This is a genomic window from Sphingomonas sp. DMC6 (genome assembly GCF_056314225.1).
Genome location: NZ_JBQUYT010000004.1, coordinates 47,608 through 72,234, shown reverse-complemented (window position 1 = coordinate 72,234; position 24,627 = coordinate 47,608). Strand labels below are relative to the sequence as shown.

At 65.8% G+C, this 24,627-nt stretch carries 19 protein-coding genes; 2 read left to right on the top strand and 17 right to left on the bottom strand.

The features are described from left to right. Positions 1-23: 23 nt before the first annotated feature. The 3 genes from ACT53M_RS10940 to ACT53M_RS10930 all read right to left on the bottom strand — a co-directional run bounded on the left by ACT53M_RS10940 (position 24) and on the right by ACT53M_RS10930 (position 4,596). Positions 24-1,799 carry an IlvD/Edd family dehydratase gene (locus tag ACT53M_RS10940; protein ID WP_476233340.1) on the bottom strand — a complete coding sequence of 592 codons (1,776 nt, stop codon included), beginning with the start codon at positions 1,797-1,799 and terminating at the stop codon, positions 24-26. A gap of 181 nt (positions 1,800-1,980) precedes the next feature. Then, entirely contained in the window at positions 1,981-3,414 is a 1,434-nt protein-coding gene (locus ACT53M_RS10935; RefSeq protein WP_476233338.1) for a sugar porter family MFS transporter, read from the bottom strand. A gap of 135 nt (positions 3,415-3,549) precedes the next feature. Further along, positions 3,550-4,596 (bottom strand): LacI family DNA-binding transcriptional regulator, encoded by a 1,047-nt coding sequence (locus ACT53M_RS10930; RefSeq protein ID WP_476233337.1) that lies wholly within the window; start codon positions 4,594-4,596, stop codon positions 3,550-3,552. A 166-nt stretch (positions 4,597-4,762) separates the two neighbouring features. Here ACT53M_RS10930 and ACT53M_RS10925 point away from each other — a divergent pair, with 166 nt between their 5' ends. Further along, positions 4,763-7,162 (top strand): glycoside hydrolase family 3 N-terminal domain-containing protein, encoded by a 2,400-nt coding sequence (locus ACT53M_RS10925; RefSeq protein WP_476233336.1) that lies wholly within the window; start codon positions 4,763-4,765, stop codon positions 7,160-7,162. A gap of 254 nt (positions 7,163-7,416) precedes the next feature. Here the strand turns inward: ACT53M_RS10925 and ACT53M_RS10920 are convergent, their stop codons facing one another. The 3 genes from ACT53M_RS10920 to ACT53M_RS10910 form a co-directional block, all read right to left on the bottom strand. Further along, positions 7,417-8,166: a hypothetical protein gene (locus ACT53M_RS10920; RefSeq protein ID WP_476233335.1), complete on the bottom strand. Its 750-nt coding sequence runs from the start codon at positions 8,164-8,166 to the stop codon at positions 7,417-7,419. A gap of 35 nt (positions 8,167-8,201) precedes the next feature. Then, entirely contained in the window at positions 8,202-9,074 is an 873-nt protein-coding gene (locus ACT53M_RS10915) for a hypothetical protein (protein WP_476233334.1), read from the bottom strand. 376 nt (positions 9,075-9,450) lie between these two features. After that, positions 9,451-11,607: an alpha-glucuronidase family glycosyl hydrolase gene (locus ACT53M_RS10910; RefSeq protein ID WP_476233333.1), complete on the bottom strand. Its 2,157-nt coding sequence runs from the start codon at positions 11,605-11,607 to the stop codon at positions 9,451-9,453. 433 nt (positions 11,608-12,040) lie between these two features. Between ACT53M_RS10910 and ACT53M_RS10905 the strand changes: the two genes are divergently transcribed. Continuing rightward, positions 12,041-12,991: a P-loop nucleotide/nucleoside kinase family protein gene (locus ACT53M_RS10905; RefSeq protein WP_476233836.1), complete on the top strand. Its 951-nt coding sequence runs from the start codon at positions 12,041-12,043 to the stop codon at positions 12,989-12,991. A gap of 25 nt (positions 12,992-13,016) precedes the next feature. Here the strand turns inward: ACT53M_RS10905 and ACT53M_RS10900 are convergent, their stop codons facing one another. From ACT53M_RS10900 to ccoO, 11 genes are all read right to left on the bottom strand, one after another. Beyond that, positions 13,017-13,358: a helix-turn-helix domain-containing protein gene (locus ACT53M_RS10900; RefSeq protein ID WP_476233332.1), complete on the bottom strand. Its 342-nt coding sequence runs from the start codon at positions 13,356-13,358 to the stop codon at positions 13,017-13,019. A 204-nt stretch (positions 13,359-13,562) separates the two neighbouring features. Beyond that, a complete protein-coding gene (locus ACT53M_RS10895; RefSeq protein ID WP_476233331.1) occupies positions 13,563-16,877 on the bottom strand; it encodes a trifunctional glycoside hydrolase family 18/polysaccharide deacetylase/glycosyltransferase family 2 protein in 3,315 nt (1,104 codons plus the stop codon). Positions 16,878-16,999: 122 nt separating this feature from the next. After that, entirely contained in the window at positions 17,000-17,233 is a 234-nt protein-coding gene (locus ACT53M_RS10890; protein WP_476233330.1) for a hypothetical protein, read from the bottom strand. After that, on the bottom strand, positions 17,223-18,545 hold the full coding sequence (hemN, locus tag ACT53M_RS10885; RefSeq protein ID WP_476233835.1) for an oxygen-independent coproporphyrinogen III oxidase: 1,323 nt from the start codon (positions 18,543-18,545) through the stop codon (positions 17,223-17,225). The genes ACT53M_RS10890 and hemN overlap by 11 nt, the downstream gene beginning before the upstream one ends. Positions 18,546-18,550: 5 nt before the next feature. Next, the gene (gene ccoS, locus ACT53M_RS10880) at positions 18,551-18,715 is read right to left on the bottom strand and encodes a cbb3-type cytochrome oxidase assembly protein CcoS (RefSeq protein WP_476233329.1); all 165 of its coding nucleotides are present in this window, start codon (positions 18,713-18,715) and stop codon (positions 18,551-18,553) included. Continuing rightward, positions 18,712-20,856, bottom strand: a complete 2,145-nt coding sequence (locus tag ACT53M_RS10875) for a heavy metal translocating P-type ATPase (RefSeq protein WP_476233328.1) — start codon at positions 20,854-20,856, stop codon at positions 18,712-18,714. The genes ccoS and ACT53M_RS10875 overlap by 4 nt, the downstream gene beginning before the upstream one ends. Then, complete coding sequence (locus ACT53M_RS10870) at positions 20,853-21,311, bottom strand: FixH family protein (RefSeq protein ID WP_476233327.1); 459 nt, start codon at positions 21,309-21,311, stop codon at positions 20,853-20,855. Before ACT53M_RS10870 ends, ACT53M_RS10875 begins: the two co-directional genes overlap by 4 nt. Further along, positions 21,308-22,819: a cytochrome c oxidase accessory protein CcoG gene (gene ccoG / locus ACT53M_RS10865; RefSeq protein WP_476233325.1), complete on the bottom strand. Its 1,512-nt coding sequence runs from the start codon at positions 22,817-22,819 to the stop codon at positions 21,308-21,310. The genes ACT53M_RS10870 and ccoG overlap by 4 nt, the downstream gene beginning before the upstream one ends. Further along, a complete protein-coding gene (ccoP, locus tag ACT53M_RS10860) occupies positions 22,806-23,738 on the bottom strand; it encodes a cytochrome-c oxidase, cbb3-type subunit III (RefSeq protein WP_476233324.1) in 933 nt (310 codons plus the stop codon). The genes ccoG and ccoP overlap by 14 nt, the downstream gene beginning before the upstream one ends. Beyond that, on the bottom strand, positions 23,731-23,895 hold the full coding sequence (locus ACT53M_RS10855) for a cbb3-type cytochrome oxidase subunit 3 (protein WP_476228819.1): 165 nt from the start codon (positions 23,893-23,895) through the stop codon (positions 23,731-23,733). The genes ccoP and ACT53M_RS10855 overlap by 8 nt, the downstream gene beginning before the upstream one ends. Next, entirely contained in the window at positions 23,892-24,626 is a 735-nt protein-coding gene (ccoO, locus tag ACT53M_RS10850) for a cytochrome-c oxidase, cbb3-type subunit II (protein ID WP_476233323.1), read from the bottom strand. The genes ACT53M_RS10855 and ccoO overlap by 4 nt, the downstream gene beginning before the upstream one ends. Between the last annotated feature and the right edge of the window lies 1 nt (position 24,627).

The window sequence follows — 24,627 nt, the reverse complement described above, 5'->3', positions numbered from 1 at the left end:
TGGGGCGTCTTCACCCTCACCCCTCAATGATTATGCCGCGGCGCCTTCAACCCCGTGCCGCGATATTTGGTCGCAAATTCCAGCACCCCGCCTTCGTGCAACTGCCCGGACTTCTCGCGGTACAGCTCCTCCCATGGCGTGTTGCTGGGCGGGATCGGCGGCGCGGGTTCGCCCTTGCGGCGGGCGATCTCGTCCTCGGCGACCAGCGCATCCACCCGGCCCCGGTTCAGGTCGATCCGGATCGTGTCGCCGGTGCGCAGCCACGAAAGCCCCCCGCCCGCCGCGCTTTCCGGCGAGGCGTTGAGGATCGAGGGGCTGTCCGACGTGCCCGATTGGCGCCCGTCGCCCAGCGTCGGCAGGCTCTGGATACCGCTCTGGAGCAGCGCATCAGGCGGCTGCATGTTGACCACCTCGGCCGAGCCGGGCCAGCCCAGCACGCCCGCGCCGCGAATGACGAGGATGCAATTGTCGTCGATGGCGAGCGCCGGATCGTTGATCCGGTGGTGATAATCATCCGACCCGTCGAACACGACCGCCCTCACCTCGAACACGCCTTCCTGCCCCGGCCGGGAGAGATAGCGCGCGCGGAAGGCATCGGAGATCACGCTGGTCTTCATGATCGCCATGTCGAACAGGTTGCCGGTCAGGACCAGGAACCCCGCCTTCTCCATCAGCGGCTTGTCGAGCGGGAAGATCACCTCGGGATCGAGCACCCGCGCGTCCGCGACATTCTCCGCCATGGTGCGGCCGGTGCAGGTAGCGACGCTGCCGTCGAGGATGCCCGCGTCCACCAGCAGCTTGAGCACCGCCGGGATGCCCCCGGCGCGGTGGAAGCGCTCGGACAGATATTGCCCCGCCGGCTGCATGTTGACGATCAGCGGCAGGTCATAGCCGGTCTGCCAGTCCTCGGGCGTGATGGTGATGCCGGCATGGGCGGCCATCGCATTGAGGTGCGGCTGCGCGTTGGTCGACCCGCCGATCGCGGTGAGCAGCCGAATCGCGTTGAGGAAGCTCGCCTTGGTCAGGATCTTCGACGGGCGCAGATCCTCATAGGCCATCTCGACGATGCGGCGGCCGGTCTCATAGGCGATCTGCCCGCGCTCGCGGTACGGCGCCGGGATCATCGCGCAGCCCGGCAGGCTCATGCCCAGCCCCTCGGCCAGGCTGTTCATCGTCGAGGCCGTGCCCATGGTGTTGCAATGGCCCGAGGACGGCGCACTCTCCATCGCGCGGCGGAGGAACTCGGCCTCGTCGATCTCGCCCGCCGCCATCTTGCGGCGACTGCGCCAGATCACCGTGCCCGAGCCGACCAGCTCGCCTTCGTGCCAGCCGTCGAGCATCGGGCCACCGGAGAGGACAATCGCCGGAATGTCGACGGTGGAGGCGGCCATCAGCGACGAGGGTGTGGTCTTGTCGCAGCCCGTGGTCAGGATCACTGCGTCGATCGGATAGCCGTTGAGGATTTCGACCAGGCCGAGATAGGCAAGGTTGCGGTCGAGCGCGGCGGTCGGGCGCCGGCAATTCTCGAAAATCGGGTGGAGCGGGAACTCCATCGGGATGCCGCCTGCCGCGAGAATGCCTTCGCGGGCGCGCTTCACCGTCTCCAGATGGATGCGGTTGCACGGCGCGATGTCGCTGCCCGACTGGGCGATGCCGATGATCGGCTTGCCCGAGGTCAGCTCCGCCGGCGTGATGCCGTAGTTCATGAACCGCTCGAGATAGAGCGCGGCCATGTCGGCACGGCCGGGCGCGGCGAACCATTCGCGCGATCGGAACGGACGGGCAGGCGTGCGGGTCACGACGATCTCCACATACAAAATATAAGCCCCTCCCTTTCAAGGGAGGGGTTGGGGGTGGGTCATCGGCGGGCGGGGCTCGATGCCCCGGCCGTCGACCTCCCCCTCCGGGCGCCGGAGCGCGGCTAAGTCGCCGCGCACCCACCCCAACCCCTCCCTTCCAAGGGAGGGGCTAAGGTTCGTTTTACCCCTCCATCGCCTCCAGTTCCTTGCCCTTGGTTTCCTTGATGAACTTCAGGACGAGGAAGAAGCTGACCACCGCGCAGACGGCGTAGAAGGTGTAGCTGACGGCAAGGCCGAGCTTGGCCAGCATTACCGGGAAGCTCTGCGTGACGATGTAGTTCGCGAACCATTGGGCGAAGCCACACACCGCGAGCGCCGAGCCACGGATCTGGTTCGGGAACATCTCGCCGAGCATCACCCACATCACCGGGCCCCAACTGATGTTGAACAGCGCAGAATAGGCGAGCGCCGCGATCACGGCCACCTGACCCATCGAACCCGGCAGCACCAACGCGCCCTTCTCGATCGTGCCGGTCGAGAAGGCATAGACCATGATGAACAGCGTGATCGCCATGCCCGCCGACCCGATCAGCAGCAGCGGCTTGCGGCCGATCTTGTCGACAAGGCCGACGGTTACGAAGCAGGCGAGGATCGAGATGCTGCCCGAGATGATATTGGTCAGCAGCGCCTGCGATTCGGAGAAGCCGGCTGCCTGCCACAGCGTTGCGCCATAGTAGAAGATCACGTTGATGCCGACGAGTTGCTGGAACACCGCGATCACCAAGCCGGCCCACACGATGGTGCGCAGTCCCAGGAACCCACCCGAAGGTGCGAGCACGTCGGACAGGCGCGGACGGTGATCCTGCGAGAAGCTGGCCCGAATATCGGCGAGCTTCAGCGCGCCCTGTTGGCTGCCGAACAGGTCAGTCAGCACACGTAGCGCCTCTTCGTTGCGGCCGCTCGCGACCAAATAGCGCGGGCTCTCTGGAATGAAGTATAGTGCAACGAGGAAAATAGCGGCCGGGATCGCCTGCATCAGGTACATCCAGCGCCAAGCCTCGACGCCGAGCCAGAACGGATTGAGCGAGGGAATGTCGCCGGGAACTCCCGGACGCGCGGCACCCTGTGCCAAGAAATAATTGGCGAAGAACGCTGCCGTCAGGCCGGTTATGATCATGATCTGCTGGACGGTCGTCATACGGCCGCGAATGTTCGCTGGCGCGACTTCGGATATATAGGCGGGCGAAAGCACCGAGGCGGCACCCACCGCTACACCACCCGCGATCCGGGCGATCACGAACAGCCAATGTGCATGAGCAAAGCCCTGGATCACCGCGCCGATCAGGAACAGCAGAGCTGCCAGGCGCATCACATTACGGCGGCCGAGCTTATCCGCCAGCGTACCCGCGAAGAAAGCACCCGCGACACAGCCGATCAGCAGCGAGCCGACCGTAAAGCCCAACCACCAATCATCCAGCGCGAACGCGGCCTTCAGCCCCGGCTGGGTGCCGTTTACCGCGCCGCTGTCATATCCAAAAAGCAGGCCCCCGATCGTGGCGACGGCCACGATGGCGCCGATCAGGCCGAAATTGGCCCGCTCCGCCGTCTGATTCATCTGATCCCTCTCCTCACCCCGGATGTGCGGTGTTGTTAGCGGTAACGCTGGCCTGTGCAACGGAGAAAAGCAAGCGTCTTTCCTGCCGCTATGATAGCGTTGTCGTGCCCGTCGCGCGAGAGGGGTTGGCGGGGTCTATCGGCTACCGGGCGCGGCGGAGGATTCGCGCAGGATCAACTGGTGCGCCAGCACCTGCTCATGCGCTTCCGGCTTGCTTGCGTCGCGCAGCGTGTCGAGCAGCATCTTCAGCGCTGCCTCCGCCATCGCGGCGATCGGCTGGCGTACCGTGGTCAGCTCGGGCCACATTGTCGTGGCGAGCTGCGTGTCGTCGAACCCGACGACGCTCAGATCCTGCGGCACATGCAGCCCGCGCCGATGCGCCACCCCCACGGCAGCGGCGGCCATATCGTCGTTGCTCGCGAAGATGGCAGTCGGCGGCACCGGGCGATCGAGCAGCCGCTCGGTCGCGTCGATGCCCGAGCGGAAGGTGAAATAGCCCTGCTCGACCGGCATGTCGGCCAGGTTCAGCCCGGCCTCGCCGATCGCAGTGACAAAGCCGCGATAGCGCTCGGCGCTGGAGGTCTGGTTCGGGTTGCCGCGAATGAAGCCGATCGTGCGATGCCCCAGCCCGATCAGATGGTGCGTCATCGCGGCCGCCGCCGCGCAATCGTCGATCCGCACGTTCAGGCTGCCTTCGGGTGCAAGCCCCATCGCGACCGACACCCAGGGAATGCCGGCCGCTTCCAGCTCGGCGCGGACCGCGGTCGACTCGGACAAGGGCGGCGGCAGGATCACGCCCTGCACATGCGTCTGCACAAAGCCGCGCGTCGCCTCTGCCTGTTCCTCGGGGCTTTCGCCTTCGCACGCCTCGAGCACGAGATGGCACCCGGCGCGGCGCGCCGCGGCCAGTGCGCCGATCAGAAACTGCGAGAGATAGGCCGCCGAAGGGTTCGAATAGAGCAAGCCGATCTGCGTCACGGCCCCCGCCGCCAGACTGCGCGCGGCGCTGTTGGGCGAGTAATTGAGCTTTTCGATGGCAGCGAGCACTGCTTCGCGCGTCGCCTCGCGGACATTGGCGCCGCCGTTCACGACGCGCGACACGGTCATTGCGGACACGCCGGCTTCGCGCGCCACATCCTGTACGGTGATCGTGCCCCGGCTACGCCTGCTCGGTCTGCTCATTACCCCTCACTGGCCCGGGCATAGGAGTACCGTCACAGGAATGCAATCGTTGCACCCTGCCGCACCGACGGTTGACCGTCGCAAGGCGCACCGTATAGATGATAACGCTACCATAGTAAGAGCGACGCGCGTGCCAGCGTCGCCGGGGATCCTGAAGGAGAGGAACATGCGTTCATTCCGCCGCATCGCTGCGCTCGCCGTTCTGGCAACCGCACTCAGTCCGCTTGCCCTGCCCGCGCCGGCATTGGCACAGGCAACCCGCCAGTCCGCCCCGCTCTACAAGGATGCGCACGCGCCGGTGGAAGCACGCATCGACGACCTGCTCGCGCGGATGACGCTGGAGGAAAAGGTCCAGCAGCTGCAGGCGCTGTGGCTGAACAAGGGCCTGATCCAGGACGTGAAGGGCGAGTTCGATCCCGCCAAGGCGAGCGCCAATTTCCCCAACGGCCTCGGCATGATCTCGCGCCCCTATGACCGGCGCGGCGTCGCGGCCGGCCAGACGACCGCCGCCGGGGCCAATGCGGGCGACGTCAACCGCAGCCCGGAAGAAACCGCGCGCTATGTGTATGCCGCGCAGAAATGGGCGGTGGAAAAGACGCGGCTTGGCATCCCGATGCTGATGCACGAGGAGTCGCTGCACGGCCTCGTCGCGCCGGGCGCCACCAGCTTCCCGCAGTCGATCGCGCTGGCGAGCAGCTGGAATCCCAAACTGGTCGAGAACATCTTCTCGACCGCCGCCAGGGAAGCCCGCGCGCGCGGCGCCAATCTCGTCCTCGCCCCCGTGGTCGATGTCGCCCGCGATCCGCGCTGGGGCCGGATCGAGGAAACCTATGGCGAGGATCCCTATCTCGTCACCCAGATGGGTCTCGCCGCGATCCGGGGCTTTCAGGGCACCACCCTGCCGCTCGCACCCGACAAGGTGTTCGTCACGCTGAAGCACATGACCGGCCATGGCCAGCCCGAAAACGGCACCAATGTCGGCCCCGCCTCGCTGGGCGAACGCACGCTGCGCGAGGATTTCTTCCCGCCCTTCGAGCAGGCGGTGAAGACGCTGCCGGTGATGTCGGTGATGGCGAGCTATAACGAGATCGACGGCATCCCCAGCCATGCCAACAAATGGCTGCTGACCGATGTGCTGCGCGGCGAATGGGGTTTCCAGGGCGCCGTGGTCAGCGACTATTTCGCGATCCGCGAACTCATCACCCGCCACCACATGTTCAAGGATCCCAAGGACGCCGCCCAGCGCGCGATGGACGCCGGGGTCGATGTCGAAACCCCCGATGGCGAGGCCTATACCCACCTTGTCGAGCTGGTGAAGGCAGGCCGGATCAGCCAGGGCGAGATCGACAATGCCGTGCGCCGCGTGCTGCGGATGAAGTTCGAAGGCGGGCTGTTCGAAAACCCCTATCCCGACGTGAAGCTCGCCGCCGCGCGCACCAACACGCCCGAAGCGATCGCCCTGTCCCGTCAGGCGGCGCGCGAATCGATCGTGCTGCTGAAGAACGCGCAGGGCCTGCTCCCGCTCGACGCGAAGGGCATCAAGCGGATGGCGGTGATCGGCACCCATGCCAAGGACACGCCGATCGGCGGCTATTCAGACCTGCCCAACCATGTCGTCAGCGTGCTCGAAGCGATGCAGGCCGAGGGCAAGGGCAAGTTCGGCGTCGACTATGCCGAGGGCATCCGCATCACCACGCACCGCAACTGGTCGCAGGACGATGTCGCGCTGGTGCCCGATACCGTGAACGACCAGCTCCGCGCACAGGCCGTGGAAACCGCGAAGAACGCCGATGTCGTCGTGCTGGTGCTCGGCGGCAATGAAGCGGTGAGCCGCGAGGCATGGGCCGACAACCATCTGGGCGACAGCGAGACGCTCGACCTGCCGGGGCCGCAGGACAGGCTGGCGAAGGAAATCTTCGCGCTCGGCAAGCCGGTGGTCGTCATCCTGCTCAACGGCCGCCCCTATTCGGTGAACTATCTGGCGGAAAAGGCGCCGGCGCTGATCGAGGGCTGGTATCTGGGCGAGCAGACCGGCAATGCGCTGGCCGATGTGGTGTTCGGCCGGTACAATCCGGGCGGCAAGCTGCCGGTGTCGATCGCCCGCAATGTCGGCCAGTTGCCGATCTACTATAACAAGAAGCCGAGCGCGCGGCGCGGCTATCTGTTCGGCGACACCAGCCCGCTCTACCCGTTCGGCTATGGCCTGAGCTACACGAGCTTCGACATCGCGGCGCCGCGGCTGGGCACGCCCACGATCGGCATTGCCGACAAGGCGACGGTCGAGGTGGACGTGACCAATACCGGCAAGGTCACCGGCGACGAGGTCGTCCAGCTCTATGTCCATGACGACGAGGCGTCGGTGACGCGCCCGGTGATCGAACTCAAGCGGTTCGAGCGCGTAACGCTGAAGCCGGGCGAGAAGAAGACCGTGCGGTTCACCCTGACCCCCGACGATCTGGCGCTGTGGAACAGCCAGATGCGCCATGTCGTCGAGCCCGGCACCTTCACCATCTCCGCCGGGCCGGACTCCGCGACGCTGAAGAGCACGACGCTGACGGTGCGATGATGTGGGCCGGGGCGGTGGCTTGGGTCACCGCCCTGCCTTGCGGTGAGGCGGGATGCGAGAACGGACGTAGGGGTTGTGGAGGTCGCTTGTCGGGTAACGACCAACTTACGCCGTTTCGATTCGCCTGCGGGGACGGCGCCTTATGCCAGAGCCGGAATTCGTACGTGCCAGAGCTTTCGGGCAGCCAGAAGCCTCAATTTTCGAGGTTCGAATGGTCTGCCGCAAATCCAAGAGCGGTCGCTCCGGGACACGCTTCACTCGGGCTCGACGCTATCTGCTTCCCCGGGGGGGAGCCCTTGCTCGCGCTGTTTTCGCGCTTTTTCAAGAATAGCCGGCTCGTAAACTCGCATTAACGATAGGGCAGCAAACACACGGTCCCACAGGTTTGCAGAATTTACGCCCGGCGTCTTACGCCGTGCGTAGGTGAACAGCGATTCAGCGCGGGCATAAAGAGCTGCAGCCTGGACGATGTGGATTGCCAGCAGATCGGTGTTTATGTCGGTCCCGGCAACCAAAGGCCGTGTGCGGGCGGAGAAAATCTGAGCTTCCCGAAGGATGCTCTCGATGCGCTCGGCGACGTCCTCGGCGTCAGTCAGCTCGACGATCTTCTCGAGCGAATCCAGAAGTTCGTAGGGAAATAGCGGCACGTCGGCTGTTACGGGTTGGACGGAATTTGGATCATGGTCCAAGGGGTAGAGCTTTGCCGCTACTGGCCAGGCGGCATACAGCGCTTCGCCGGCCTCTTGAGCAAACTCGCAAATTGAACTCAATGCGGTCGGCAGGGATGCGCGAGCCGCTCGCAACCGCGCTGCCCGATCATGATCTGCTTGGTCCTTGGCTGCTGCTATCTGCTCGCGCGCGACTTCGATTTGCGAGTTCGCCGCGTTGACCTGCTTTTGTGCAAAGCGGGCCGCGTAGAGCGCAGCTCCCACAGCGAGCAGTCCGGTAATCAGCGTCTGAAAGTCGTAGATCCAGTGTCCCACGGCGAGGAAAATGCGCGCCACCCGGTCGCCCCCATGCTGATGCTAAGAGTGTGAGCCTAACACAACTTGGCAGCACTATCCTCACGCGCCACCTTGGAAATCGCGTCGAATATGAAATCCGTCATGATCAACATGTTGAGACTCGATTTTTCGGATGCGTAGCTTACGCGACCGTGGAGAGCAGCATGGCGGTTCGGCACCGAATCGAGGCAGGCTTCCTGCACCTCCGCAGGCGTGCGGACCTGCTTATAGAGATGCTCCGCCAACTTTTTGTAGAGCCGGACGCCGCTTACGCCAGGAACAGTAAATTCCGACGCGCCAAGCCTGCCTAACGCCTTAAACAGCTGATTTGCGGCGCTGGCGCCCATGGCATTCGGAAGCAATGCGTCACGAGTGACCCGTTCGATTTGCGGAAACAGAACTGCCGGTGCTACGCGATAAAGGCCAAGAGTGTGCGCTCGAAGGCATTCATCAAACGCTTTCTTGGCTTCCAAATCGACATCGCTTTCGTCGACAGATGCCCGGAGACTCATCTCGATTCTTGGCCAGTTCTCTCCATAGAACTCGCGCAACCGCTTGTCGGCGTCTTGCACGTCCGCCGCCTCGGCGATCAACTCGGGGGGAATGGATGCGTGCGGGAGCCAGCCTGCTTGCAACACCAGTTCGCACCAGGCCCACTCCAAAACGACGGCGCCTAGGGAGCTGACGAGTTTGATGAACCCTTCCGCAGAGGCTTCGATTTGGGAGAGTTGCTGGCTCGTCATGGGCATCGATATTCCGCTACTATGCAGTTGGACCCGCGCGCTTCTCTTGCCGTGTGCCATCGCGATCAGGCAATCGCGGCTGTCCTTTTCTGACACGAACTGCCGTGCGCCCAATCTCTCTGAAGTGGCATCTTGGTCCCAACCCAAGGCATCCGCAGCGATCACAACCCGCACCGTCAAACGCGGCGACAGCCGTCTTGCACCCGCAGTAACGGTCCCCATATGTTCCACAAATGCTGGCGTCGGCCGGCCGCTCTTTGATCTCGTTCGCCCCCCTCCTGCACGCGAAGCGACACGCTTCACGGCCGCGATTCGTGTTTCAGCGGGCAACACGCAACGAAGCTGCACGAGCCTAAACTTCCTAAACTTCGCCCCCCGCACCGGCCCGTCGCGAGACCGCGCCGAAACGCGTGCGGGCCTAAACTTCCTAAACTTAGCACCCCCGCACCGGCCCCGCCGCGAGCCCGCGCCGAAACACGCGCGGGCCTAAACTTCCTAAACTTCGGTCGGCAGCCCCTTCACGAAACTGGCCCCGTTTCGCTCAATCTTTACTCCCCGGCGCGTGCGGTCTCCGGATCGCCTCGTAATAGCTGAGCGGCTGCGGCGGTGCGGCGTGGCCGGCCGGCAGCGGGCGCTTCGCGACCGACTGCCAATAGGCGATCGAGGCATCGCGCCACCACTGCGCCTCCTCGCGCTGGATGGCGAGGAAATCGCGGACCTCGGCCCAGCGCCGCGCGTCCACCTTGCCCTCCAGCCCGGCCCAGCGGTGCTGCATGTCCTCCACCGTGGCGATGCCGGTGTCATAGTGCGCGATCAGGCTGTCCCACAGCGTTGCGCCGGAGCGCATGCGATAATCCCAGGGGACATGGTGGAACCACAGCAACAGGCTGTCCGGCACCGTCTTCAGGTCGCCCCAGCGCTTCGCCAGCTCCGGCGCATATTGGCCCAGCGCGTTGGTGCCGCTTGGCGTGCGGTCAAAGCCGATCCCGTTGGCATCGGCGCGGTGATAATAGACCGGGTTCCATTCGGGCCGGGTCAGGTTCGATACCCAGGGCCCCGGCCCATAATGATGATCGGTGGACATCAGATGGCCCAGCCCCAGCGGCGTCATATAATTCACCACCGATTCGCGCGATTCGAGCATCATCGCGACGATCGGGTCCGCCACTGCCGGGTCGTTGCTCCAGGTGAGATGCGCCCAGTCGCGCGCGATGTCGGCGGCGCTGTCCTCCGGGTTCCATGCCAGCCGGCCAAAGGCGTACCAGTTCGCCTGGTCGAACTGCGATCCGCTCCAGTTGAAGTCGCTGCCGATATTGGCGACCCCGGCCATGCCGGTCGGCGCACCCGGCGCGACGGGCGTTTCCAGCGTGCGGGCGACCGTGCTGCCTTGTGTCGGGCGGAAGGTGTCGCTCCGCAGCACCTCTTCCCACATCGTCCCCAGATAGGCGAGGTGCGTGGCGAAGCCGAGATACTCCTTGGTGATCTGCACTTCCATCATCAGCGGCGTCTTCGGCATCGCGCCGAACAGCGGATGGAAGGGCTCGCGCGGCTGAAAGTCGATCGCGCCGTTCTTGACCTGGAGCAGCACATTGTCGCGAAACTTGCCGTCGAGCGGCACGAACTCGTCATAGGCCTGCTTGTGGCGGTCGGCGTCGTTGGTCGCCGAATAGACAAAGGCCCGCCACATCACCACGCCGCCATGCGGCGCCAGCGCATCGGCCAGCATGTTGGCGCCATCGGCATGGCTGCGCTTGTAGTCGGACGGGCCGGGCTGGCCTTCCGAATTGGCCTTGACCAGAAAGCCGCCGAAATCGGGGATCAGCGCGTAGATTTCATCGACCTTCGCCTTCCACCAGGCGCGGACGGCGGGGTCGAGCGGATCGGCACTCTTCAGCCCGCCGATTTCGATGGGCGCCGAGAAGCGCGCGGTCAGGTAGAGGCGAATGCCATAAGGGCGGAACACCCCCGCCAGCGCCCGCGCCTTGGCCAGATACAGCGGGGTCAGGCTGTCGGCGCTGGCGTTCACATTGTTCGGCACCATGCCGTTGATGCCGATCGACGCATTGGCGCGGGCATAATCGGTGTAGCGCGGGTCGAGATAGCCGGGCAGCTTCTGCCAGTCCCACAGCGACTGGCCCGCATAACCGCGCTCGACCGTGCGATCGAGATTGTCCCAATGGTCGAGCACCCGCAGTTGCAGCCGGGGTGAATCGGCCAGGTCGAGCGCGGCGATCGGCTGCCGGGTCTGCACCAGCTTCAGCAGACGGAAGACGCCATAGAGCGCGCCGACATCGCTGTTCGCCGCAACCAGCGTCACGCGGTGCTCGTTCATGGTGACCGAACGAAGCAGAAAGCCTTCGCGGCCCAGTGGCGCGAGCGGGAGGTTCATGCCGCGCAGCAGCGGAGCCCCCTTCGTCGCCACGACGATGCCGCCATCGCCGTCCACGGCGCGGTGCCGCTCGGGGGCGGTGCCCAGCATGCCACCCAGGCCGCGGGTCAGTTCCGCCTCGGCTGCGTGCGAGGTGGGGCTGTCGTCGCCGAGCACGATATAGCGCAACTGCCGGGCGAGTGTCGTACGGGTCGTTTCGTCGAGGGGGGCATAGCGCAGCCAAAGGTCGTACCCGGTTTCCGCATGCAGCCGATGCGGCATCAGCAGGGCCGCCACCGCCAGCAGCATCGTGAGTCCGAATCGCTTCATGCACCTGCTCTCCCCTGCGGTCGCTCGCCGCTTGCCCCGCTTCTAGCAGCAAGAAAATGATAGCGCTATCAACTCCGTACCATCGCCATCAGCACATCCGGTATTATCCGCCACAGCCTCTGGAAATCGCAAGGTTCAGCTCCCATTTTCCGGGCGTACCCATGGGGTATGCGCAGTGCCGTGAAGAGCGAACGAGCGGGTTTTCGGACGCGCGACAGTCGCCGTTCGTCGCAAAGCCGTCGTTCGGCACTGTCGTCTGACACTTTGTCGCGGCAGCGATGCAAAAGACCTGATCGGTACGCTCCCGTTCAGGTTTGACGCCTATAAAAAGAGAGCGCGCAAGGCCGGATCAACGGTCGGCGTTCCAGGGAGCAGACCTATGGCGGCAGTGGCCGCGAGATGGACAGGAATTTTCAGGAGCGCTCCCTTGCAAGTGGCGCCCGATCCCCGGTCGTTGCACGAGCAGGCCGACGCCCTTGGCCGCAGCCACGCCGCTGCGGATCGGGTCGCCAGTTCGGCAGCCTTCCGTCAGGCATTGCTCCACGCCGCCCGCACTCCCGCCCAGCACAGCGCCGTCACCATCCACGCCGCAGACATCGAACGCCGCGCCCGGGCAGGCCGCGTTCGCCGGATCGACGGGCGCGAGGAAGATATATTGTACGCGCTCGCCCGCCATCTGGCGGCAACTCTGCGCGAATCCGGACCGGGCGACGCGAATATCGTCGCCAATCGCTATCTCGACATTTCTCCCCAGGGGGCGACGGGCTGGTCCTTGCTGCCGCTGTTTCTTTCGCTCCATCTGGAGGATGCTGCGGCGATCGACGCGATGCTCGCCCCCGCCCCGCCGCAACTCGTCGTGATCGGCGGCTTGTCCGGGGCCGGCAAGTCCACGCTCGCCCGGCTGCTCGGCGGCCATATCGGGCAGCGCCCCGGCGCGCGCGTGCTGCGATCGGATGTGTTCCGCAAGCGGCTGGCGGGCCTGCCGCCTGAGACTCGCCTGCCGGCGTCGCATTATACGCGCCGCAACGATGCCGAGACCTACGAAGCGCTGTTCGAATCGGCGGACGACCATCTGCGCTGCGGCAACGCCGTGATCCTGGAAGCCGTGTTCCTCAACCGCAGCGAGCGCGAGGTGGCGGAAGCGCTCGCGGCGCAGGCGCGCGTTCCCTTTACCGGCATCTGGCTGGAAGCGCCGGAGCGGGACCGGCTTGCCCGCGTGGCGGCACGGCGCGGCGACGCCTCGGATGCGACCGAGGAGGTGGCTCGTGAACAGGCAAAGCGTCCTATCGGCGACCTGTTCGGCTGGCACCGGATGCGCTCCAACCGCGCAACCGATCTGCTGGTCCCCGCAGCCCGCAGCGTTATCGATCGTGCGCGGCGCTAATCCTAGTAACGGCAGACGGTACGGTTCAGACCGTTTCCGACTCCGTGCCGGCCGCCACGAAAGGCGCCTCGGGCTCGCGTGGATAAAACAGGCCGTGCAGCGATTCCAGCATGCGCCGCGCATCCGCGCTCGCCAGCGAATAGAAGATCATCTGCCCTGCGCGGCGTGCGGATACCATGCCCTCGCGTCGCAACAGCGCAAGCTGCTGCGACACCGCTGTATCCCGCGCACCGGTCAGCCGCGCCAATTCCCCTACGGACTTCTCGCCGTCCAGCAGGTGGCACAGCAGCAGAAGCCGGCTACGACCCGAAAGCGCCTTCAGGAATAGCGAAGCGCGGTCGATTACTTCGATCAGTTCGTTCTTCACGCCGCAATGGCTATGCCCGTCCGCGTTTGCATGCAAGCCGCTATCGCGCGGAAAGGAAAGGAATTTTCGAAACATATATCAAGTTTGTTGCAAGTTACGTCACAAGAATGCAGCGCCTCGCACACGCGGAAGCACGCAAATCCGCAAACGGAGCCGCCCGCTGCACCCTTTTCGACAATATACTAAGGATCAGTCCGGCAGGACTCAGCTCGCCTGCGCCCCTGCGCCCGAACCGACCCGCCCCGTCCGCTCCAGCTTGCCCCAGCCGACCCACCAGCCGCCCAGCGCCGAACTGATCGCGCGCAGCACCACCCAGTACATCAGCTGACGATAAACGAAGCGCTGCATCACCAGCAGGATGGCCGGATAGCGCAATCGCCGGCTGTTGAGCCGGTAAGCCACCCAGCCGCAGCCCACGTCGATCGAGGTGAACGCCAGCCAATAGATGCCCATGGTGCCGACATCTCCCTGGGTCTGTTCCCAGCCATGCTGCCAGATGCGCACGCCGGTTGCGATGATCGCCGTCACCAGCGCCAGGTCGATCAGCGGCGATATGGCGGCGAACAGGATCTGGAACACCCATGCCTGGGGGAGGCCGATCAGGGCGAGGCCGAGGGCGGTACGCTCACGATACAGCCCGCGATGCTTCCACAGGCACTGCAGCGTGCCGAATGCCCAGCGATAGCGCTGCTTTGCCAGCGCCTTGAAGCTCTCCGGCGCCTCGGTCCAGGCCACGGCGTCGGGGTCATAGCTTACCCGCCAGCCCGCACGCTGGATCGCGATGGTCAGGTCCTGATCCTCGGCCAGCGTATCTTCGGGATAGCCGCCCACCGCATCGAGCGCCACGCGGCGCCAGGCACCGACCGCGCCGGGGACCACGGTGATCGCGTTGAAGCCGGCAAGCGCGCGCCGCTCCAGATTCTGTGCGGTGATATATTCGACTGCCTGCCAGCGGGTGACCAGATTGACGCGGTTGCCCACTTGCGCACTGCCGGCGACTGCGCCCAGCTTCGGATCCGCAAACCAGCGCGCAAGGCGGCCGATCGTCTCCGGCTCGAACTGGGTGTCGGCATCGAGCGCGATGATCACCTCGCCCTTCGCCTGTTGGAGCGCCCGGTTCAGCGCCGAGGCCTTGCCTCCATTCTGGAGCGTAAGCAGCGTCACGCGCGGATCGTCGCCGAACGCCGCCGCGACGATTTCGCTGGTCCGGTCCTTCGACCCGTCATCGGCGACGATCAGCTCGATCGAGGGATAGTCGCTGGCGAGTACGCGGCGCACCGACGCCTCGATAACCCGCTCCTCATTATAGGCCGGAATGATGACGGAAACGCTGGGCACGAACTCGGGCGGCGTGCCGCGCTCCCGCAGCCGCTGGCGCAAGGCGAGCGCAGCCAGGATCAGCGCGCGGGCGATCCCCAGCGTGATGGCAATGAAGAACATCCAGCGCAGGCCCGAAGCGAGCGCGGCAAGCACGATGAAGATGGCAATATCCGCCCGCACCGCCAGCAGATCCTCGCCCTGAATCTGCGGCATCACCGCGTCATAGGAAAGGCCGGCAAGCTGCGACACGGGCACGAAGCGATAGCCCGCCGCCCGCAGCTTCTGGATGATCACCGGCAGCGCCGCGACGGTCTGGCTGCGGTCGCCGCCGCCATCATGGAGCAGGACGATGTTTGCCGACCGGTCGGGCGTGGCGCTCAGAACCTGATTGACGGCGCTGTCGATGATTTCCTGCGTGCCGGGCCGCTTCCAGTCGTCCGGGTCGGCGTGCAGGCCGACAACGGTATAGCCCAGCTTCTGTGCAGCCAACGCAGGATCAAGTTCGTCTGCGGTGGTCGGCTCGGCGTCTCCGAAATAGGGCGCACGGAACAGCCGCATGCCGCGCCCGGTATAGGCCTGTACCAGCCGCTGCGTGGCATTGAGCTCGATCCGGGTGCTCTGGTCGGAAACCAGCGCCAGATTCGGGTGGGTATAGGTGTGATTGCCCAGTTCATGCCCCTCCGCCACCATGCGGCGCAGCAGCAACGGGTGCTGCAATGCATTTTCGCCGATGATGAAGAAGGTGGCGGGCACCTGTTCACGCTTCAGAATGTCGAGAATCTGCGGCGTGAAGTTCGGGTCGGGGCCGTCGTCGAACGTCAGCGCCACCAGATTCTTCGAGGCGCCGGTCCGCACCACCCGATAGGGGGTGGGCAGCACCGGATAGGTGACGTCGCGGATCATCTGGGCCTTGTCGAACACCGGTTCGCGGCGGCCGACGGCGGGGGTAGCTACGACACGCAGGATTTCCCCATTGCCGTCCACTTCGGGCTCGCTGGCGGGCACCATGCGCGTAAGGTCGGGAACGCCGCCGTTCCGGAAACTGATCAGCGCCGGCCAGATGCCCGCATCTTCACGGCCCAGTCGCCAAACAGCGACGCTGCCCACACCCATGGCGCGCACGGCCTGCAACTGGTTCCAGGTCGCGGCCGCATCGACCATCCACACTTCGTGATGCTCGCCGTCTTCGTCATAGGCGAAGGCGCTGTTGCCACTGACCTTGTCGAAGGTGACGGTCGCGTCGCTATCCCGCGCCGCCTGCCATGCTTCTTCGATGCTCAGCGGGTCGACGTCCTTGCCGTGCCAGTCATAGCCATAGCTGGCCAGCGCGACGATCAGCTTGCTGGTGCCGACTTCGCGCACGGCGTTGCGCAATTGCTCGACGAACCAGGGCTGCGAGGCGATCGGGCCGGCTGTGCCCCCGCCCCAATGTTCGTCATAATCCATCAGAATCACGCGATCGGCGGCGGCTGCGAAACGCTTCAGATTCCAGTCCGAATCGCCCGCCGGGACCGTCACTGCCACCACCTTGTCCTTGGGGAGCGCGGCATTGATCTGGCCCAGCAGCTGGATATAACCCGACAAGGCGCTGGCGGGCAGGCTTTCGAAGTCGAGTACGACGCCGGCCTGGTTCTTCGCCATCACCATCGCGGCAAGGTCGCTTGCCAGCTTCTTGCGCGCGACTGGGCTGGCCAGCAGCTTTACAGTACCAGCCGTGTCCCACGCCGCATCGGTTACGTTCTGCACCATTGGCAGCACGCGCGACGGCCGGCGCGCATTGGCCATGATGCTGCTGAACTTGGGATCATCGACGATCTGCATCTTGTGGTCCGGCCCGGTCACCGTCACCAGCGCGGGCACCACCCAGTCGAGATCGCGAATGTTGCGCCGGAGCGAATCCGCGCTGGCGGGATCGTCGGGCACATAGAAGCCCACGGTCAGCGGGGCACCCGGCGTGCGGTTCGATGCCGCAGGCAGCCAGCGAGCCGTACGCTGCTGCCCCCGGGCATTGAGCGAGCGGATCGCGGCCGGCCGCGCATTTTCCCAGCGGACCGCCAGATCCTGTGCCGGCGTAACGCTCAAAATCGTCGCGGCGAACACTACGGCCGTCAGCAACACCACGATGATCAGCGCGATAACGGCGCGGAAGGTCCAGCGCTTGCGACTACCTGTTGGATCGAAAAAAACCGGACGCGACATGCAGGAATCCCCAAGCGGCCGGAATCATGCCCGGCCGCGTAACAACGAGGGCCTCTCTACAGCGTCTCACTGAACCTTGGCTATACCGGGAAAAATCCGGGGAAAGAGGGCCGTTTCCCCCATCAACGGCAACGCTTTTCGCTGCGATATTTTTTGCGCACCGCCGCCGCGTGGCAAGCAAGCGCGCATTTCTCGTCGCGCGGATGCCGGGGCTTGCCGGGGATCGGCACCTCCCCCGGGGCGCCGCCCAAGCCGCAATAGCCGAGGCGCAGCCCAGGCTCTGTCGGCGCCGCCAGCACCGGCGCGGCCGCGAGCATCAGCACCGCAGCGGCGGCAAAGGCGGCGTCAAACCGCATTGCTGAACCGCGCGGCTTCCGGACCGCGATAGGCATCAAGCGCACTGGCGATCACCCGCGCATACGGTAGCGCGCCCTCTCCCAGCACCAGCGCGGTGCCCTCCCAGCGGATCAACCCCAGCGCCTGGAACCGCGCAAGCCGCGCGATGATCGCGGGTCGGCCCGAAATCGCCGACAGATCGGCGCGCCCCTGGCAGAGCAATGCCTCGATCGCAGCAGCGCGGCGCTGATCTTCTGCGCTGCGGTGCAGGCCGCGCGCAGCGGAGAAGCGCCCCGCCCCCACCGCCAGATGCCAGCGGCCGCTATTCTTCTCGTTCTGGATGAGCCGGTCGGGAAAGGCGCTGATCGCCGTCGCGCCGAGCCCGATCAGAATATCGGCCGGATCTTCGGTGAAGCCCTGAAAATTGCGCCGCAGCCTGCCCTCGCGGGTGGCAATGGCAATAGCATCACCGGGCCGCGCGAAATGGTCGAAGCCCACCGGCGTATAGCCCGCCGCAATCAGCGTAGAATGCGCCAGCGCCGCCTGGGCGAAGCGTGCGGCGGCATCGGGCAAGGCGCTGGCGTCGATCCGGCGCTGGCGGGGGATCAGGTGCGGCACATGCGCATAGCCGAACACCGCAAGGCGATCGGCTCCCATCGCCACGCTTTCGTCCAGCGACGCCAGCAGGCTTTCGGTTGTCTGACCCGGAAGGCCATACATCAGGTCGAAATTGATAGAATCCACGCCAGCGCCACGCAACAACGCCACCGTCTCGGCGATGCTCTCGCGCGGCTGCACCCGGCCGATCGCCGCCTGGATCGCGGGATCGAAGGTCTGGACGCCCAGGCTCACGCGGGAAACGCCCGTACGCCCCAGCGCGTCGGCCCAGGCGCTATCGAACCCGCGCGGATCGACTTCGACCGACAATACTGGCGCTCCTGCCCCGAAGGCGGTGCGGCAATGCGCGGCAAGTCCCTCAAACGCTTCGGGAGTGATCGCGTTGGGACTACCGCCACCAAACGCAATCCGTCCGACCCGTCCGCGCCCGCCCAACCGCCGCGCAACCAGTGCGATCTCCTCGTGCAGCCGGTCGAGATAGGCGTTGAGCCGCGTTACCTTGTTCGCCGCGCCGGTGTTGCAGCCGCAATACCAGCAAATCTCGTGGCAGAAGGGGATGTGCAGATAGAGCGACAGCGGCGCATCTTCGTCCACCGCATCCAGCGCCTCGGCCATGTCGTCATGGCCGATCGCGTCGCCGAACTCTGCCGCAGTCGGATAGCTGGTGTAGCGCGGCACCGGCGTCGCCAGCAGATCGGGATGGTAGGTCCACATCGCCATCACCCCTGCTTCGGCCCCGGCGCATCTTCATCGTCGATGAGGATGCGCAGCGCGGCGCCGTCGAGATCGTCGAACTGGCCCGACCGGATCGACCAGAAAAAGGCTCCGAGCCCGGCAAGGCCGAGCGAAAGGGCGGCGGGGATCAGGAAGGCAAGTCCGTTCATCGTGCCGCACGTCTTAGCCGCAGCGCATTGGCCACCACCATGAGGGAAGACCCGGACATGGCAAGCGCGGCCACCAGCGGCGTCACCAGCCCGGCAATCGCCAGCGGCACCGCGAGAAGGTTGTAGCCGATCGCCATCGCGAAATTCTGCCGCACCACGCGCATCGTCCGGCGTGCCGCCACCACGACCGTCGGCACCGGCGTCAGCGAGTCGCCCAGAAACACCAGATCGGCGGCCGTCTGGCCGACATCGCTGGCCGAGGCCGGGGCAATCGACACATAGGCCGCCTTGAGCGCGGGCCCGTCGTTCAGCCCGTCGCCGACCATCAGCACGCGGTGCCCCTGACGCTGCAGCGCCTCGATCCGCTCGAGCTTGTCACCCGGGCGCATATTGCCGATCCCCGGCACGCCCAAGGCCAGCGACACAGCACGCACCGCCGGCATCCGGTCCCCCGACACGATCATCGGATCGATGCCGAGCGCCTTGATCCGCGCCAATACCCGCCCGGCATCGGCGCGCAGCGCGTCGCGGAAGTGGAGGAGGTGCGCCGGGCGATCCCCCACCGCCAGCGCCACCGCCAGCCCGTCGGCCGCGGCAACCTCCACCCCCAGCCAGGCGGGGCGCCCCAGTCGCACCGTCTGCCCCAGCCATTCGCCCACAACACCGTCGCCGGGCCGCTCCGCAATCGCTGTCACTTCGGCAGGCGCGATACCCGCGCCCTCCAGCGCACCCGCCAGCGCACGCGACAGCGGGTGGCGGCTGGCACGCGCCAGGGCCAGCGCGACGCCCTGCTCGTCTTCGCTTAGTATCTCGACGCCGCCTTCGAGCTGCGGGCGACCGAGCGTGAGCGTGCCGGTCTTGTCGAACAGCGCGACATCTGCCTCGGCCAGCCGCTCGAGCGCCGCACCGTCCTTGATCAGTACGCCTGCGCGCATCAGCGCCCCTGCCGCGACGACCTGCGCCACCGGCACCGCCAGCCCCAGCGCGCACGGACAGGTGATGATCAGCACCGCCACCGCGATCAGGATCGACTGGTGCAGCCCTGCCCCGGCCAGCATCCAGCCGGCAAAGCTGAGCGCCGCAAGCGTATGAACCGACGGCGCATAGAGCCGCGCCGCGCGATCGGCGATGCGAACATAGCGCGACTTGCTGCCGCCCGCCGCCTCCATCATCCGGGCGATGTCGGCAATCACTGTCCGGTCGCCCGCCGCCGTCACCTTGACTGTCAGCGACGCTCCAAGGTTGATCGTACCGGCGAGCACGGCCCCGCCCGGCGACACCGGTTCGGGGGCGCTTTCACCGGTGACGAGCGCGCGATCGATCGTGCTGGTGCCTGTCTCGACCACACCGTCCGCGGCGAAGCGCTCGCCAGCCGCGACCAACATGCGCATGTTCGGCGCCAGTTCCCCCGCCGCCCGCCACTGCGTCGTGCCGTCGGGCCGCAGCACCAGCGCGCCGGGCGCAGTCTGGCGCAGCAGCGCGGCGACGCCGTCCTCGGCCCGCGCGCGCATCACGCTGTCGAGAAAGCGTCCCGCGAGCAGGAAGAACAACAGCATGATCGCGCCGTCGAAATAGGCATGCGGGCCGCCAATGGCGGTTTCATACAGGCTGGTTGCGCAGGCGAGGACTACGCCGATCGAAATCGGCACGTCCATGTTGGTGCGGCCATGGCGCAGTGCCGCCCAGGCGCTTTTGAAGAAGGGCCGGCCGGCATAGGCGACTGCCGGCAGTGCAATCAGCGCCGACAGCCAGTGGAATAGCGCCCGCGTCGCGCCCTCGGCCCCGGACCAGACCGAGACCGACAACAGCATCACGTTCATCGCCGCGAAGCCGGCCACCGCCAGCGCCTTTACCAGCATGCGGCTTTCAGCATGGACGCGGGCGTCGGTCTCGCCAACAAAGGGATAGGATTCGAAACCAATCGCCGCGATCGCCGCCTGCAGATCGGCATCTCCCAATGCGGCCACATGCGCGATCCGCACCCGCTTCTGGCCAAAATTCACGCGCGCCTGCACCACGCCCGGCACCGCCGCCAGCCCATTCTCCAGCTTGGCAATGCACCCCGCGCAATGCAGCGCAGGCACGTTGAACAGGCTTTCGGCGCAAACTTCGCCTTCGCTCGGGTGCAGGCTTGCGTTCACCGACTGATCTCGTCCTCGAACCGCGCTTCATGGCTGCCGCGCCGGACACGAATGTGGAGCAGCCAGCGGCCGGCCGGCAGGTCGTCGCGGGACAGGAACTTGCCGTGGCCCATGGGCGCGAAGCGGACCAGATGGTCAGGCGCGCGACCCAGCGGATGGCTGGCAATGGCCGTCACCTCTGCCCCGTCCAGCGGCCCCTCGGGCGCATCGGCCTGGATGGCGATGGCGCGTTCGGCCGTCAGCGTCGCGTCCGCTTTCCAGCCGAGTGCTTTCTGTTCCCGCGCCGCTTCCAGCCAGCCATTGTAGCGCTGGCTGGCAACATAGCTGTTTTCGACGACCACGCCGCCGAAGGTGCGCACGGCATAATTTGCCATAGCCACGTTGACGGCGATGATCACTCCGAACATCGCGACGAAGATGCCGGCCATGTGCCAACCAGTGAAACGACGGATCATTGGCCCTCTCCCGGACGTTCGAAGAAGCTGCGGTCGGTGGCGCTGCCCCCTTCGGCATCGAGTGCGCGCACGGTGAACACGAGGTCGCTGCGCTGGGCCCCCTGTGCCGGGGCGGCGACGAACATCTGCACCTTGGCCACCTGATCGGGAGCTACCGGCACAATCACGCTGCGCGCGGCACCGGCCCGCTCGCCGCTATCGCCGTTCCACAGCACGGCCCCCGGCACGCCGTCGATCGACACTTCGAACCGGCGCGACCGGCCCTCCATGTTGCGCAGCTTGACGATGTAATTGTTGCGCACCGCGCCGTCGGACAGGCGGACATAAAGCGGATTGCGGTTCTGCAGCACGCTAAGGCCAAGATGTGTGCGCGTCCCCAGTGCGAACAACATGCCGCAGCCTACGCCGGCCCAGAGCAGGAAATAGATGAGGGTGCGCGGCCGGAACAACCGCTTCATCACCGGCACCTCGGGTTCGCCGCGCTTGGCGCGGGCCTCGTCGGCAAGCGTCGAATAGCCGATCAGCCGGATCGGCCGGTCGATCTTCGTCATGATTTCGTCGCAGGCGTCGATACACAGGCCGCAGGTGATGCAGCCGATCTGCGGCCCTTCGCGAATGTCCACCCCGGTCGGGCACACCGCTACACAGGCCGAACAGTCGATACAATCACCGAAACTGGGTGCCTCCTCGCCATTCGCCAGCGCGACCAGCGACGGCGTGCCGGCATCGGCATGATGGGCGGCGCTGCGCTTCAGGCCGCGGCTGCGGGGTTCGCCACGCCAATATTTGTAGGTGACGACCAGCGAAGTCTCGTCCTGCATCGCCGCCTGGATGCGTGGCCAGGGGCACATATAGATGCAGACCTGCTCGCGCATCAGTCCGCCCAGCGAATAGGTGGTGAAGGTGAGAATGCCGATCGTTGCATAGGCGGCCATCGGTGCCTGGCCCGTCACGACCTGACGGAACAGGGTGGGCGCATCGGCGAAATAGAAGATCCAGGCCCCGCCGGTCACCACACCGATGGCCAGCCAAATCGTGTGCTTGGCGACGCGCTTGGCGATCTTCTTCGGCCCCCAGGGCGCGCGGAGCAGCCGCATCTGGGCATTGCGGTCGCCGTCGATCCAGCGCTCGACATGGACGAACAGGTCGGTCCACACCGTCTGCGGGCAGGCATAGCCGCACCAAGCGCGACCGACTGCCGAGGTGACGAGGAACAGGCCGATCCCCGCCATCACCAGCAGCCCGGTGACGTAATAGAATTCGTGCGGCCAGATCTCGATGCCGAACATATAGAAGCGGCGATGGGCGAGATCGACCAGCACGGCCTGGTCGGGGGCATAGGACCCGCGATGCCAGCGCAACCAGGGCGTGACGTAGTAGATCGCCAGCGTCACGGCCATGATGGCCCATTTCAGGCGGCGGAAGCTGCCGTCCACCGCCTTTGGGAAGATCTTGCGGCGCGCTTCGAAGAAGCGTCCGCCATTGATCAGATCTTCAGGGCTGACCATCGGTCTTCACCGGAGCCGCGGCTGCCTGGGCAACCGGTGCCGGGTCGGCTTCGCCGCCGCCCAGCGAGTGGACATAGGCCGCGAGCATCTTGATGGTCACCGGATCGAGCCGCCCGCCCCAGGCCGGCATCACGCCGGCACGGGCATTGGTCACCGTCTCGGTCAGCGTCGCCCGGTCGCCGCCGTAAAGCCAGATCGCGTCGGTCAGGTTCGGTGCGCCGAACTGGCGACCGCCCTTGCCGTCCGGCCCGTGACAGGCCGCGCAATTGTTGGCGAACAGCACGGCGCCGCGCCTGGCCGATGCGCTGGCCGGCTCCTGGTGCGAGATGAAGCGCACATAGGAGACGGCGTCGTCCACCTCGGCCGGAGTCAGGATTCCGTCGCGGCCGAATGCCGGCATCTGCGACATGCGGGTGGCATCGTCGCCGGGATAGCGGATGCCATGTTCCAGCGTCTGGTGGATCGTCTTGATGTCACCGCCCCACAGCCAGTCGTCGTCGTTGAGGTTCGGATAGCCCTTGCCCCCGGTCGCGCCCGAGCCGTGGCACTGGACGCAATTGACCTTGAACGCAGCGCGGCCACCCTCCACTGCCGCTTTCAGCAGCTGCGGATTGCGGGCAAGCTGATCGACGGGCGTGGCGGCGATGGCGTTGCGGATCGGCGCCTGACGCGCTTCTTCCGCCTTCATTTCCCTGGTCAGCGACGAGCGGCTCGACCAGCCCAGCGTACCGGTGGTTGCCCGGTGCAACATCGGCCAGGCCGGGTAGAGCACCGTATAGACGATCGCGAACAGGATCGTGGCGTAGAAGATATAGAGCCACCAGCGGGGCATCGGGGTATCGAGTTCCTCGATCCCGTCCCATTCATGGCCGACCGTCTGGGTGCCGGTCTTTTCGTCGATGCGCTTGTTCTCAGCCATCGTTCCGGTCCTCGTCTTCGAAGATGCTGTGGGCGGCGCGCGCATTGTGGACATGCGATCCGCGCCGGAAGGTCCAGCCGGTGAAGGTGACGAACAACACCCCCATGGCGATCAGGCCGTAGCTGTCGGCGATTTCGCGCAGGACATCGTAGCTCATCGCGCCTGCTCCTGCGGGGCAGCCGACTTGAAATCGACCTGCGTGCCAAGGCCCTGGAGATAGGCGACCAGCGCATCCATCTCGGTCAGGCGACCGGGATTGCCGTCGAAGTCGCGGGCCTGCGCCTTCGGGTAACGCTTCTGCAGATCGCTGTGATCGGCGTTGGGATCCGCCTGATTCTTCAGATCCGCATCGGCCTGGGCGATGTCGGCGTCGGTATAGGGTACGCCTACGCGACGCAGCGCCCGCAGCTTGGCCGTGGTCAGGCTGGTGTCGAGATCACGATCGGCCAGGAAGCCGTAATGCGGCATGATCGATTCCGGCACCACCGCCTGCGGGTTCTTCAGGTGCTGGACGTGCCATTCGTCCGAATAGCGGCCGCCGACGCGGGCGAGGTCAGGCCCGGTCCGCTCCGACCCCCACTGGAACGGGTGGTCGTACATGCTCTCGGCCGCCAGGCTGTAATGGCCATAGCGTTCCACTTCGTCGCGGAACGGCCGGATCATCTGGCTGTGGCAGCCATAGCAGCCTTCGCGGATATAGATGTCGCGGCCCGCCTGTTCGAGCGGGGTGTAGGGTCGCACGCCCTCCACCTTCTCGATGGTCGAGTCGATCCAGAACAACGGCGCGATCTCGACGATGCCGCCGATGGCGACGGTGACGAGCGCAAGCGCGCCGAGCAGGGTGACGTTGCGTTCGATCTTCTTGTGATCGAGGATGCGGAAAGCCATG